Origin of the sequence: Glutamicibacter nicotianae (assembly GCF_006539525.1) — a bacterium.
In the GTDB taxonomy this organism is placed as follows: domain Bacteria; phylum Actinomycetota; class Actinomycetes; order Actinomycetales; family Micrococcaceae; genus Glutamicibacter; species Glutamicibacter nicotianae.
Genome location: NZ_BJNE01000001.1, coordinates 163026 through 175339 on the forward strand (window position 1 = coordinate 163026; position 12314 = coordinate 175339).

Annotated in this window: 12 protein-coding genes and 1 pseudogene; all 13 read left to right on the forward strand. The window is 65.9% G+C overall.

Annotation, left to right across the window (positions count from 1 at the left end; translation table 11 throughout):
* Positions 1–29 precede the first annotated feature (29 nt).
* The 13 genes and pseudogenes from aroB (at position 30) to pyrF (ending at position 12298) form a co-directional block, all read left to right on the forward strand.
* Positions 30–1121, forward strand: coding sequence for a 3-dehydroquinate synthase (gene aroB / locus ANI01nite_RS00745; protein ID WP_066138477.1), 1092 nt, complete (start codon positions 30–32; stop codon positions 1119–1121).
* 4 nt (positions 1122–1125) lie between these two features.
* Positions 1126–1656: a tetratricopeptide repeat protein gene (locus ANI01nite_RS00750; RefSeq protein ID WP_038991136.1), complete on the forward strand. Its 531-nt coding sequence runs from the start codon at positions 1126–1128 to the stop codon at positions 1654–1656.
* Between the two features lie 110 nt (positions 1657–1766).
* A complete protein-coding gene (efp, locus tag ANI01nite_RS00755; RefSeq protein WP_038991131.1) occupies positions 1767–2327 on the forward strand; it encodes an elongation factor P in 561 nt (186 codons plus the stop codon).
* The gene (gene nusB / locus ANI01nite_RS00760) at positions 2327–2737 is read left to right on the forward strand and encodes a transcription antitermination factor NusB (RefSeq protein ID WP_038991129.1); all 411 of its coding nucleotides are present in this window, start codon (positions 2327–2329) and stop codon (positions 2735–2737) included. The genes efp and nusB overlap by 1 nt, the downstream gene beginning before the upstream one ends.
* A gap of 158 nt (positions 2738–2895) precedes the next feature.
* Positions 2896–3093: pseudogene (locus ANI01nite_RS16925) on the forward strand (mycothiol transferase); the annotation flags it as partial.
* 17 nt (positions 3094–3110) lie between these two features.
* Positions 3111–3404, forward strand: a complete 294-nt coding sequence (locus tag ANI01nite_RS16930; RefSeq protein WP_255314328.1) for a mycothiol transferase — start codon at positions 3111–3113, stop codon at positions 3402–3404.
* Positions 3405–3671: 267 nt separating this feature from the next.
* Positions 3672–4241 carry a bifunctional pyr operon transcriptional regulator/uracil phosphoribosyltransferase PyrR gene (pyrR, locus tag ANI01nite_RS00770; protein ID WP_128470252.1) on the forward strand — a complete coding sequence of 190 codons (570 nt, stop codon included), beginning with the start codon at positions 3672–3674 and terminating at the stop codon, positions 4239–4241.
* Entirely contained in the window at positions 4238–5200 is a 963-nt protein-coding gene (locus ANI01nite_RS00775; RefSeq protein ID WP_141355295.1) for an aspartate carbamoyltransferase catalytic subunit, read from the forward strand. The genes pyrR and ANI01nite_RS00775 overlap by 4 nt, the downstream gene beginning before the upstream one ends.
* Before the next feature lie 11 nt (positions 5201–5211).
* The gene (locus tag ANI01nite_RS00780; RefSeq protein ID WP_141355296.1) at positions 5212–6516 is read left to right on the forward strand and encodes a dihydroorotase; all 1305 of its coding nucleotides are present in this window, start codon (positions 5212–5214) and stop codon (positions 6514–6516) included.
* Positions 6509–7015, forward strand: coding sequence for a PH-like domain-containing protein (locus ANI01nite_RS00785; RefSeq protein WP_066138472.1), 507 nt, complete (start codon positions 6509–6511; stop codon positions 7013–7015). The genes ANI01nite_RS00780 and ANI01nite_RS00785 overlap by 8 nt, the downstream gene beginning before the upstream one ends.
* The gene (gene carA / locus ANI01nite_RS00790; protein WP_066138470.1) at positions 7016–8185 is read left to right on the forward strand and encodes a glutamine-hydrolyzing carbamoyl-phosphate synthase small subunit; all 1170 of its coding nucleotides are present in this window, start codon (positions 7016–7018) and stop codon (positions 8183–8185) included. It begins immediately after the preceding gene.
* Entirely contained in the window at positions 8185–11463 is a 3279-nt protein-coding gene (gene carB, locus ANI01nite_RS00795) for a carbamoyl-phosphate synthase large subunit (protein ID WP_141355297.1), read from the forward strand. The genes carA and carB overlap by 1 nt, the downstream gene beginning before the upstream one ends.
* The gene (gene pyrF, locus ANI01nite_RS00800; RefSeq protein ID WP_141355298.1) at positions 11456–12298 is read left to right on the forward strand and encodes an orotidine-5'-phosphate decarboxylase; all 843 of its coding nucleotides are present in this window, start codon (positions 11456–11458) and stop codon (positions 12296–12298) included. The genes carB and pyrF overlap by 8 nt, the downstream gene beginning before the upstream one ends.
* The last annotated feature ends 16 nt before the right edge of the window (positions 12299–12314 follow it).

Here is a 12314-nt window from a genome sequence, read left to right on the forward strand (position 1 = left end):
ATCACCACCATCAGGAGGAAGCTAGACTGATGCCTATCGCACCGACCACCATGAAGGTCACCGGAAGCACCCCCGCGGAGTCGTACCCCGTCATGGTCGGCAACGGCCTCTTGGGCCAACTGCCCGACCTGCTTGGTCCCGCGGTCAAGAAGGTCCTGGTCATCCACCCGCGAGCACTGCGCGCCACCGGCGACGTGGTTCGCGACGAACTGGCGAAGTTCGGCCTGGAGGCATTGACCGCGGAAATTCCGGATGCCGAAGAAGGCAAGCACATCCAGGTTGCCTCCTTCTGCTGGGAAGTGCTGGGCAAGAACGACTTCACCCGCTCCGATGCAGTCATTTCCGTGGGCGGCGGGGCCGTCACCGACGTGGCAGGATTCGTTGCTGCCACCTGGCTGCGCGGCGTGAAGGTCATCCATATTCCCACCTCGCTGCTGGCCATGGTCGACGCTGCCGTGGGCGGCAAGACCGGAATCAACACCGCCGAGGGCAAGAACCTCGTCGGCGCCTTCCACCCGCCGGCCGCTGTGCTCGCCGACCTCGACGCGCTGGCCACCTTGCCGAAGAACGAGCTGGTCACCGGCATGGCGGAAATCGTCAAATGCGGCTTCATCGCCGACGAGCGCATCCTGGAACTGATCGAAGAGGATCCGGCCGATGCCGTCGATCCCGCCAGCGACCGCCTGCGCGAGCTGGTCGAGCGCACCATCGCCGTGAAGATCGACGTGGTCTCGCGCGACTTGAAGGAATCCGGCGACCGCGAATTCCTGAACTACGGCCACACCCTGGCCCACGCCATCGAGCTGGCCGAGCGCTACCAGATGCGCCATGGCGCAGCCGTGTCCATCGGCCTGGCCTTCGCCGCCGAACTGGGCCGCTCGGTGGGCTACACCTCCGACGCCGTGGCCGACCGCCACGTCGCGATCCTGAAGTCCCTCGGGTTGCCGACCACCTACCGCAACGACCGCTGGGCGGCGCTGCTCGACGGCATGAAGCGCGACAAGAAGGCCCGCGGCAGCCAGCTGCGCTTCGTCGTGCTGGAGGAAATCGGCAAGCCGCGCATCTATGAAGTGCCCGATAACTCGCTGCTCTTCGCCGCCTACCAGGAAATCGGGGAGTAAGCACATGGTCGACTACACCGCATACGCCATTGACGTCGCATCGGTAAACCGCGAAGGTGTCGGCACAGCTGTTGAAGGCGTGCTGATCGATCCCGAGACGCTCAAGCCCTACATCGCCGACGAGGCGGCCGCCGAGCAGCAGCTGCTGGTGGGTTCGCCCACCGACCAGGTAATGGTGCTGCTCGCCCGGGGCGAGCTGGCCAAGGCCGGCGAGCTGATCGCGGAATCGCGTTTCGTTGATCCGACCAACGCCCATCTGCGCGTCCTGGACACCGAGCTGACCCGCATGCAGGGCGACTTCGATCGCGCGATCAACCGCCTGCGCAAGCTGGCCGAGGAATTCGCCGGCACCGCGTACGAGCCGCTGATGCACTACCATGCAGGCCTGTCCTTCTTCGCGAAGGGCGATTACAAGGCGGCGGCCACCCGATTCCGCAAGGCCCTGGAGCTGCGCATCGAGTTGGACGACGACGCATACCTGGTCAACGCGGCCAGCACCTGCATGCATATTGCCGAAGAGCGCGCCGCGCAGTAATGCGCGCCACCGCGCCCAACCCTTTGTGCCCCATTGCGCGTAGGGTAAACTTGAACATGGATTTTTGATAATGCCGGCTGCAGCTGGCGAAAATAGAGGATTGAGGAAACGTGGCGGATACAACTGACATCAAGAATGGACAGGTCATCAAGATCGATGGCCAGCTCTGGACCATCATCGACTTCCAGCACGTCAAGCCAGGCAAGGGCGGCGCATTCGTGCGCACGAAGATGCGCAACGTCATCTCCGGCAAGGTCCTGGACAAGACCTACAACGCAGGCACCAAGATCGAACTGGCCACCGTTGACCGCCGCGATTACCAGTACCTCTACCAGGATGGCGAAGACTACGTCTTCATGAACCTGGAAGACTACGACCAGCTCACCGTTCCCGGCGCCACCGTTGGCGATGCCGCCGGCTTCCTGCTGGAGAACCAGAACCTGACCATCGCCATGTACGACGGCAGCCCGCTGTACCTGGAACTGCCGGCATCGGTCGTTCTGGAAATCACCTACACCGAGCCGGGCCTGCAGGGCGACCGCTCCTCGGCTGGCACCAAGCCGGCAACCCTGGAAACCGGCAAGGAAATCCAGGTGCCGCTGTTCGTCGAGCAGAACACCAAGGTGAAGGTTGACACCCGCACCGGCGATTACCTGGGTCGTGTCAACTAGTGAGAGCCCGCGCCAAAGCCCGCCGCCGAGCCCTTGAGTTCCTGTTCGAAGCCGAGGCCCGCGATGCAGATCCGCTGGCCGTAGCCATCGCACGACGGGAAAACTCGGACATCGTACTCAACGAGTACTCGCTGGCGATCATCGAAGGCGTGACCGCCCATCTGGCTCGCATTGACGAAGTTCTCGAAAGCTACGTCAAGGACTGGACCATCGAGCGCATGCCAGCTGTTGACCGCAGCGCACTGCGCATCGGCGTGTGGGAGCTGCTGTACAACGATGACGTTCCCGACGCTGTCGCCGTGGCCGAAGCCGTGGTGAACGTGCGGGAATTGTCCACCGATGAATCGCCGGAGTTCGTCAATGGCGTTTTGGGCCGTATCCAGAGCGTCAAGGACACCCTGGTCGACTAATTCGATCCTCACGTTTCCGAACCCGAGCCGGAGCCCCTTTGCGGGGTTCCGGCCCGGGCTTTTTTGCGCAGCCATTGCCCGCGGGGCGTGCGACGGCGAGGCTAGGGTGCATGAACCAGAAGCCCGAACGCTGGAGCAAATCCGTGATCGTGCCGGACATGTGGCTTGATCCCGACCAGGATCCGCGGGAAGCAGGGGACGACCCGGCACGGGAGCGGGCCACCTGCGAACGCTACCTGCGCGACTACCGGCTCACCATCGAGTTCAAATGCCAGGGCCTGGACGCGGCCCAGATGGCCTCGCGCCCGGTCCCGCCCTCCATGCTCAGCCTGCTGGCCCTGCTGTGCCACCTCGGCGAAGTCGAGCGGGACTGGTGCAACTGGATCGCCGCGGCGAGCCTGCCGGCAAGATCTACGGGCCGGCGGGATCCGACTTCGAGGCGGTGCGCCCGGACCCCGCCCAGGCATCCCAGGCGCTGCGCATCCTGCATGAAGAGCAAGATGCCACCGACCGCCTGCTGGCCGGCTTCGAAGACCTCGGCCAGCGCGCAGGACGCGAGCAGGTGGTCATCCGCGACCTGATGGTCCACCGCATCGAGGAGTACGCCAGGCACAGCGGGCATGCAGATCTGCTGCGCGAATGCTTCGACGGGAGGGTGGGCCAATAGCGCAGCACACTTCCAACGGTCCTGGCCGCTTAGTGCGTGTGTCGATCGCAACACCTGCCGTGCCTGCGGCAGGGTCGGTTCACGGGATCTGCGTGATTCTGCCCCTCGGCGAGAACCGCCAGCTGCATCCTTGTGACCGATCCCATGCCCTATTCAGTGTCATGCATAGGTTTCCGCTAGGGAATCGCCTCGCGCTCGTGATAATTTGAGTTAGCAATATTCCTTTAAATCCCGTCCCGTGAGGCGGAGAAGGGAGAGATGCACAGCATGGATGAGAATTCAGTGCCAGATGCCGCGCGCACGGTATTAACCGGCGACGACATCGAACGTGTACTCACTCGCGTAGCCTACGAAATCATCGAGGCCAACAAGGGCACCGACGACCTGGTCCTCCTTGGCATTCCCAGCCGCGGATTCCCGCTGGCCCAGCGCCTGGCAGCCCGCATCGCAGCCACCGCCGATGGCAATCTCGACCCGGCATCGCTGGTCGGCCAGCTCGACATCACCATGTACCGCGACGATCTGCGCCACTCCACCACCCGCACCCCGGCGCCAACGCGCCTTCCAGCAGGCGGCATCGAGGGCAAGGTTGTCGTACTGGTCGACGACGTGCTCTATTCCGGTCGCACCATCCGCGCCGCCCTGGACGCACTGGCCGACTGGGGACGCCCGCGCATCGTGCGCCTGGCCGTGCTGGTTGACCGAGGGCATCGCGAACTGCCGATCCGCGCCGATCATGTGGGCAAGAACCTGCCGACCGCGAAGAGCGAAAAGGTGCGCGTGCACCTGGCAGAAATCGATGGCACCAACGAAGTAGTGATCGAGGGCGCCGCATGAAGCACCTGCTCTCCACCGCGGATCTGACCCGCGACGAAGCCATCGCCATCCTGGATATCGCCGAAGAGATGCGTGAATCGGGAACCCGCCAGATCAAGAAGCTGCCGGCCCTGCGCGGACGCACCGTGGTGAATCTGTTCTTCGAGGACTCCACCCGCACCCGGATTTCCTTCGAGGCCGCCGCCAAGCGCCTGAGCGCCGACGTCATCAACTTCTCGGCCAAGGGATCGAGCGTATCCAAGGGCGAGTCGCTGAAGGACACCGCGCAGACCCTGCTGGCCATCGGCGCCGACGCGGTGGTCATCCGCCACCCGGATTCCGGTGCCCCGGCCCGGCTGGCGGCCACCGACTGGATCGGGCTGCCGATCGTCAACGCCGGCGACGGCACGCATGAGCACCCCACCCAGGCGCTGCTCGACGCCTTCACCCTGCGCCGCCAGGTGGCGCTGCGCGAGGGCACCAGCCCGGCAGGCCGCGGCCTGGACGGGCTGAAGGTCGCGATCGTCGGCGACATCCTGCACAGCCGTGTCGCCCGCTCCAACCTGTGGCTGCTGAACACCCTCGGTGCCGAAGTCACGATGGTCGCCCCTCCGACCCTGCTGCCGGTCGGCGCCGGATCCTGGCCGTGCACCATCAGCTACGACCTGGACGAGGTGATCGCCAAGGGCGTCGACGCGCTGATGATGCTGCGCGTGCAGGGTGAGCGGATGAATGCCGCCTACTTCCCGAACCCCCGCGAATACTCGCGCTACTGGGGACTGGACGATGCGCGCCTGGCGGAATTGGACGCTTTGGGCGCCGAAACCCTGATCATGCACCCGGGTCCGATGAACCGCGGCCTGGAGATCTCCTCGGCCGCCGCGGACTCGCCGCGCTCCACCGTGCTCGACCAGGTCACCAATGGCGTGGCCGTGCGCATGGCCAGCCTCTACATGCTCCTCTCCGGCGACCTGATCTGAAGGAAGAAACCATGAACTACTTGATCAAGCAGGCCTCCATCCTCGGCGGCGAACCTGCCGACGTGCTGATCGCCGACGGCAAGATCGCCCAGCTGGGCACCATCGCCGACGCCGGCGACGCGCAGGTGATCGATGCGACGGACCTGGTGCTGCTGCCGGGCCTGGTCGACACCCACACCCACCTGCGCGAACCGGGCCGCGAAGACGCCGAAACCGTGGAAACCGGTTCGCAGGCAGCCGCCCGCGGCGGCTACACCGCCGTGCACGCGATGGCCAACTCCACCCCGGTGGCCGACACCGCCGGCGTCGTCGAGCAGGTCTACGAATTGGGCCGCAAGGCCGGCTGGGTGGATGTCCGCCCGGTCGGTGCGGTCACCGTCGGCCTGGCCGGCAAGCAGCTGAGCGAAATCGGCGCGATGGCCGATTCCCGTGCCGCGGTGAAGATGTTCTCCGACGACGGCATCTGCGTCTTCGACCCGCTGCTGATGCGCCGCGCCCTGGAATACGTGAAGGCCTTCGACGGGGTCATCGCCCAGCACGCCCAGGAACCGCGGCTGACCGAAGGCGCCCAGATGAACGAGGGCGAAGTCTCCTCGATCCTGGGCATGCCCGGCTGGCCTGCGGTCGCCGAGGAATCGATCATCGCCCGCGATGTGCTGCTGGCCGAGCATGTCGGCGCGCGGCTGCACATCTGCCATGTGTCCACTGCCGGCTCGGTGGAGATCATCCGCTGGGCCAAGGCCCGCGGCATCCAGGTCACCGCGGAGGTCACCCCGCACCACCTGCTGCTCACCGACGAGAAGGTCCGCACCTACGACCCGGTGTTCAAGGTCAACCCGCCGCTGCGCCGCGAGGAAGACGTGATGGCGCTGCGCGCGGGCGTCGCCGACGGCACCATCGACGTGATCGGCACCGACCACGCCCCTCACCCGTCCGAAGCCAAGGACTGCGAGTGGGGCGCGGCGGCCATGGGCATGACCGGGCTGGAGACCGCGCTGTCGATCGTGCAGCACACGCTGGTCGACACCGGCTTGATGGGCTGGGCTGACGTCGCGCGCATCACCTCCGAGGTGCCCGCGCAGATCGGCCGCGTCGCCGACCAGGGCCGCCCGATCGCGGTGGGTGAGCCGGCCAACCTCACCCTGGTGGATCCGGCAGCCCGCTGGATCGTCGACCCGGCAGCCATGGCCACCAAGGGCCGCAACTCGCCGTTCGCCGGCATGGAGCTGCCCGGATTGGTGCGCGCCACCTTCTTCCACGGGCACGCCACCGTGCTCAATGGCCAGCTGGCAACCCCGAGGTCGATCAATGCCTGAGGGAGCACTTCAGCCGCTCATCTGGACGATCGTCGCGGTCGTCGCCGCCGTGACGCTGATCCTGCTGGGCTGGCGCAACCTCAAGGCCCGGCAATCGGCGATTCCCGAGCCGTTCGAGGAGTTCGCCGACCAGGTGGAGCACAGCTTCGAGGGCATGTACGTGGTCACCACGAAATTCGACGACTGGCTGGACCGCATTGCCGTGCATGAGCTCGGCGTGCGCACCAACGCCACCTTGGAGCTGGGCAGCGAAGGCGTGCACCTGATCCGTTCCGGAGCGCGCGACGTGCACATCCCGTGGGAGCACTACGAAGAGGTCAAGCGCAGCAGCGGGATGATCGGCAAGGTCGTGGAGAAGAACGGCCTGATCGTCATCACCTGGAACAAGGACGGCTTCACCTTCGACACCGGATTCCGTCCCCGCTACCACGAGGACACCCCCAAGATTTATCAGTTGCTGGCGTCGCACGACGACGTAAGCCGAGCAGGAGACAAATAAGTGAATTCCCTGAGCAACCTACCAGCCGTGTTGGTACTCGAAGATGGCCGCATCTTCCGCGGACGCAGCTATGGCGCCGTGGGCACCACCCTGGGTGAAGCAGTCTTCACCACCGGCATGACCGGCTACCAGGAAACCCTGACTGACCCGTCCTACGCGCACCAGATCATCGTGCAGACCTTCCCGCACATCGGCAACACCGGCGTGAACTCCGAGGATCCGGAATCCACCCGCATGTGGGCCGCCGGCTACGTGGTGCGCGACGCCGCCCGCCGTCCGAGCAACTGGCGCAGCGAGCGCACCCTGGACGAGGACCTTGTCGAGTACGGCATCGTCGGCATCCAGGGCGTGGACACCCGCGCGCTGACCCGCCACCTGCGCGACGCCGGCGCCATGAAGTCCGGCATTTTCTCCGGCGATGACGCCGCGAAGTCCGACGCCGAACTGGTGGAACTGGTCAAGGCGCAGCCGTCGATGGCCGGGCGCAACATCTCCGCCGAGGTGTCGGTTGACACCGCCTACATCGTCGAGCCGGCCGACCACGGCTACACCGGCGAGCCCAAGCGCACCGTCGCCGCCATCGACCTGGGCATGAAGTCGATGACCCCGCACCGCCTGGCCGAGCGCGGCCTGCGCGTGCACGTGCTGCCGTACAACGCCACCCTTGAGGACATCAAGGCCACCGGCGCCGAAGGCGTCTTCTTCTCCAACGGCCCGGGCGACCCCGCCACCGCCACCGCGCAGGTGGAACTGGTGCGCTCGGTGCTCGATGCCGGCATGCCGTACTTCGGCATCTGCTTCGGCAACCAGATCCTGGGCCGCGCGCTGGGCTTCGACACCTACAAGCTGCGCTTCGGCCACCGCGGCATCAACCAGCCGGTGATGGACAAGGCCACCGGCCGCGTGGAAATCACCAGCCAGAACCACGGCTTCGCCGTCGACGCGCCGATCGAAGGCACCGTCACCGCGCCGGTCGAGCGCTTCGGCAAGGTCGAGGTCTCGCACTACTCGCTGAACGACCACGTGGTCGAGGGCCTGTCCTGCCTGGACATCCCGGCCTTCTCCGTGCAGTACCACCCAGAGGCCGCATCCGGCCCCCACGATGCCGCCTACCTCTTTGACCGCTTCATGACCGCGTTGGATTCCGCCGCAGAAAAGGACAGCAAGTAATGCCTAAGCGCACCGATCTGAAATCAGTTCTCGTCATCGGTTCGGGTCCGATCGTCATCGGCCAGGCCGCCGAGTTCGACTATTCCGGCACCCAGGCCCTGCGCGTGCTGAAGGAGGAGGGCCTGCGGGTCATCCTGGTCAACTCCAACCCGGCCACCATCATGACCGACCCGGAATTCGCCGACGCCACCTACGTCGAGCCGATCACCCCCGAGGTCGTCGAGAAGATCATTGCCAAGGAACGTCCGGATGCGATCCTGCCGACCCTGGGCGGGCAGACCGCGCTGAACACCGCGATCGCGCTGGACAAGTCCGGCGCCCTCCAGAAGTACGACGTCGAGCTGATCGGCGCGAACATCGAAGCCATCGAGCTGGGCGAGGACCGCGAGAAGTTCAAGGGCGTCGTCGAGCGCTGCGGCGCCGAATCGGCCCGCTCGGTCATCGTGCACACCCTGGACGAGGCCTTCGCCGCCGTCGAGGAGCTGAACTACCCGGTGGTCGTGCGCCCGTCGTTCACCATGGGCGGCCTGGGCTCGGGCATGGCCTACAACCCGGAGGACCTGCGCCGCATCGCCGGCGCCGGCCTGCAGTACTCGCCAACCACCGAGGTGCTCCTTGAGGAGTCGATCCTGGGCTGGAAGGAGTACGAGCTGGAGATGATGCGCGACAAGAACGACAACGTCGTGGTCGTGTGCTCCATCGAGAACTTCGACCCGGTCGGCGTGCACACCGGCGACTCGATTACCGTCGCCCCGGCGATGACCCTGACCGACCGCGAATACCAGAAGCTGCGCGACATCTCCATCGCGGTCATCCGCGAAGTCGGCGTGGACACCGGCGGCTGCAACATCCAGTTCGCCATCGACCCGGCCACCGGCCGCGTCGTGGTCATCGAGATGAACCCGCGCGTTTCGCGTTCCTCCGCGCTGGCTTCCAAGGCCACCGGCTTCGCGATCGCGAAGATCGCCACCAAGCTGGCCGTGGGCTACACCCTGGATGAGATCCCGAACGACATTACCAAGAAGACCCCGGCTTCCTTCGAGCCGGCCCTGGACTACGTGGTCGTGAAGGTCCCGCGCTTCGCCTTCGAAAAGTTCCCGGCCGCGGACAAGACCCTGACCACCACCATGAAGTCGGTCGGCGAAGCGATGGCCCTGGGCCGCAATTTCACCGAAGCGCTGCAGAAGGCGCTGCGCTCTCTGGAGCAGAAGGGCTCCGAGCTGTCCTTCGAGCCGATCCCGGAAGCCGAGCACGAAGCAGTGCTGGCCTCGATCGTGAAGGGCTCGACCGAACGCCTCTCGCTGGTCCAGCGCCTGCTGTTCTCCGGCGTGTCCATCGAGAAGCTGTTCGAGACCACCGCGATCGACCCGTGGTACCTGGACCAGCTGCAGCTGATCAACGAGGTCGCGCAGCTGGTGGCCGCGAACAAGCACCTGCCCGAGCACGTGCTGCGCGAAGCCAAGCGCCACGGCTTCTCCGATGCGCAGCTGGCCCAGCTCACCGGCAAGTCCGAGTCGGTGATCCGCGGCATCCGCCACGCGCTGGGCGTGCGCCCGGTCTACAAGACCGTTGACACCTGCGCCGCCGAGTTCGAGGCCTTCACCCCGTACATGTACTCCTCGTACGACGAGGAGACCGAGGTGGCGGCCCACGAGAAGAAGTCGGTCATCATCCTCGGCTCGGGTCCGAACCGCATCGGCCAGGGCATCGAGTTCGACTACTCCTGCGTGCACGCGGTGATGGCGCTGCGCGCCGAGGGCTACGAGACCGTGATGGTCAACTGCAACCCGGAGACCGTCTCCACCGACTACGACATCTCCGACCGTCTCTACTTCGAGCCGCTGACCCTGGAAGACGTGCTCGAGGTCATCCACGCCGAAGAGGAAACCGGCGGCGTGCTGGGCGTATTCGTCCAGCTCGGCGGCCAGACCCCGCTGAAGCTCGCCGCCGAGCTGAAGGCCGCCGGCGTGCCGATCCTGGGCACCTCGCCGGAAGCCATCGACCTGGCCGAGCACCGCGGCGCCTTCCAGCAGGTGCTGGATAACGCCGGGCTCGTCGCGCCGAAGAACGGCACCGCCGTGTCCTTCGCCGAGGCCAAGGCCATCGCCGACTCCATCGGCTACCCGGTGCTGGTCCGGCCGTCCTACGTGCTGGGCGGCCGCGGCATGGAGATCGTGTACGACGAGGCCAACCTCGAGCGCTACATCACCAACGCCACCGAGATCACCGTGGACCACCCGGTACTGGTGGACCGCTTCCTGGAAGACGCGATCGAGATCGACGTCGACGCCCTGTTCGACGGCACCGACCTGTACGTCGGCGGCATCATGGAGCACATCGAGGAAGCCGGCATCCACTCGGGCGACTCGGCCTGCACCCTGCCTCCGATCACCCTGGGCCCTGACGTGCGCGAGCGCGTGAAGCAGGCCACCCGGGCGATCGCCGAAGGCGTGGGCGTGCGCGGCCTGATCAACATCCAGTTCGCGCTGGCCAGCGACATCCTGTACGTGATCGAGGCGAACCCGCGTGCTTCGCGCACCGTGCCGTTCACCTCGAAGGCCACCGGCGTGCAGCTGTCCAAGGTCGCCGCGCTGATCGGCGTCGGCAAGACCCTGGCCGAGCTGCGCGGCAGCTACCTGCCGGCCACCGGCGACGGCGCGCACCTGCCGGAAGCCGCGGCCATCGCCGTGAAGGAAGCTGTCATGCCGTTCGCCCGCTTCCGCACCCCGGAAGGCAAGGTCGTCGACTCGCTGCTCGGCCCTGAAATGCGCTCCACCGGCGAGGTCATGGGCTTCGACAAGTACTTCGACACCGCCTTCGCCAAGTCGCAGGCCGCGGCGAACAACCCGCTGCCCACCGCCGGCAAGGTCTTCGTCTCGGTCACCAACCGCGACAAGCGCTCGATCGTGATGCCGGTCAAGCACCTGTCCGACAACGGCTTCGAGATCATCTCCACCGGCGGCACCGCCGAGGTTCTGCGCCGCAACGGCATCCCGACCCAGGTGGTGGGCAAGCTGCACGAAGGCGGGGAGTCCATCGTCGACCTGATCGTGGCCGGCCAGATCGGCCTGATCCTGAACACCCCGTCGGGTTCGGATGCGCGTGGCGACGGCTACGAGATCCGCGCCGCCGCGACCTCGGTCGGCACCCCGGTGATCACCACCGTTGCGGAATTCAACGCCTCCGTCCAGGCAATCGATGCCCTGCGCGAGTACGAGTGGGATGTCACCAGCTTGCAGGTGCACGACGCCAACCTGAACGCGGCACGCAATGCCTGAGCCGATTCCATTCGGCCAGCGGCTTCGTTCGGCCATGCAGGCTTCCGGCCCGCTGTGCGTGGGGATTGATCCGCACCCGGCGCTGCTGGAAGCCTGGGGGCTGGAGAATACCGCCGATGGCGTGCGATCTTTCTCACTGGCAGTCGTGGAAGCGATGGCCGGTGCGGCGGCCATCCTCAAGCCCCAGGTCGCCCTGTACGAGCGCTTCGGGTCCAAGGGATTTGCCGCGCTGGAGGACACCTTGAGCGCCGCGAAGGCCGCCGGGCTGCTCACGCTGGCCGACGCCAAGCGCGGGGATATCGGTTCGACCATGGCCGCGTACGCGACCGCATGGCTCGATGACGCTTCCCCACTGGTCTCAGACGCGGTGACCTTGAGCCCATACCTGGGCTACGAGTCGCTGCGTCCGGCACTGGATTTGGCTGCTGCCACCGGCAGGGGAGTGTTCGTTCTCGGGCTGACTTCCAACCCGGAGGGGCCGTCTGTGCAGCATGTCGGCGGAGAAAACTCTGTTGCTAAAACGATTATTGACCAAGTCACTGCCGAAAATTCAGGTGCAGAAGATTTAGGTCATGTCGGTTTGGTCGTCGGTGCCACCATCGGCGATGCGCCGGCCAGGCTCGGAATCGATCTGGCGGCCTCCAAGGCTCCGCTGCTCACTCCGGGACTTGGCGCGCAAGGTGCCACGGCAGCTGATATTGCCAAGTCATTCGCCTCCAGCTACGGCCAAGTGCTGGGCACGAGCAGCCGGGACATCCTCAAAGCGGGGCCGGACAAGACCGCGCTCCGCGACAAGGCCCTGAGGGTCCGGGACGAATTGCTGGCAGCTAGCTAGCAAAAAATTCGAATAA